General features: G+C 39.0%; 2 protein-coding genes. Both read right to left on the bottom strand.

Annotation, left to right across the window (positions count from 1 at the left end):
* Nucleotides 1-361 (bottom strand): aldehyde dehydrogenase family protein (locus AC1DUW_RS29765; protein ID WP_477644299.1); only part of this gene is annotated, 361 nt, incomplete at its 3' end.
* A 188-nt stretch (nt 362-549) separates the two neighbouring features.
* On the bottom strand, nt 550-1179 hold a 630-nt coding region (locus AC1DUW_RS29760; RefSeq protein WP_477644298.1), incomplete at its 5' end, for an iron-containing alcohol dehydrogenase.

The following is a 1179-nucleotide window of genomic DNA, read 5'->3' as shown; positions in this document are numbered from 1 at the left end:
GTTTAGTGACTAAGCCGGCATAATAACGAAAACAATCCGCTGCRTCMGCAATGTCAAACTCTGACTCTTTAAGAGGTTTTCCGGTATTGGCTGTTTCAAGTTGGCTAAGCTCAGATRCATGTTCTTCAATTTTCTCTGCTATTTTAAATAAATAGGAAGCCCGTTCCGAAGCCGGTAAGTCCGACCAAATCCCAGAATCAAATGCGGTTCGTGCCGCATCAATGGCCATCTTGGCATCTTCTGCATTTCCGTTAGGAGCCTCTGCAATGATCTTGCCGTTTGCCGGATTTACAATATTTTTCTTCTGTTTACTTAAAGAATCCATCCACTCACCGTTTATAAACATTTTCAACTTATGCAATTTGAAAAACCTCCAGTTCGTTATTCTTACTTTATAGCAATCTCATATCCATAAATAGCTAATTATGTACCCGCAGCAAGTGGGCATACGCATGTTTTCTGTAAACCATGGCGGCCGCCCAATTAAAACTCCCATTAAGCCGACCGCCGATTCAAAAATTCTAGATCAACATTAATCTAGTTGAATTTTTAAATTAATGTTGTGTTTTTCGCCTCATAAGTCTTTTGGAATAATGCCAAATAATCTTCGCGTGTCACTTTTCTTGAATTCGTCTGTGTACATAAATGAACTGCTGCCCCGTCAGCAAGGAATGGGAAATCTTCAGGATTGATATTATTTAAATCTCGAAAATCAGGAATGCCAATTTTACGAGCAAGCTCTTTTAACAATACAACACCTTCATAGGCAGTTTCCTCCATTGTTTTACCTTCTTTATTTGCTCCAAGTTTTTCAGCTACAATTGCATGCTTTTCAGGGTTTGAAGGAATATTAAATTCAAACACATGTGGAAGAAATATAGAATTTGCTACCCCATGTGGAGTATCATAAAGACCTCCAAGTGGTTCAGCCATAGCATGTACAGCACCAAGATCCGCGTGATTAAATGCCATACCTGCAATTAAACTGGCTACAAGCATATTTTTCCGTCCTTCTAAGTCGTTCCCATTTTCTACAGCTAACGGAAGGTACTTAGCAATTAATTCAATTGAATAAAGACTGAGAGCATCTGAAATTGGTTCAGCAATATTGCTGGTATAAGCTTCGATAGCATGTGTAAGGGCATCCATTCCAGTAGCAGCAGTAATAGATTTAGGCAG

It is taken from the genome of Peribacillus sp. P4_C12 (assembly GCF_056402095.1).
Note: the sequence above shows the minus strand (reverse complement) of the source record. Positions and strands in the feature narration are given on the sequence as shown.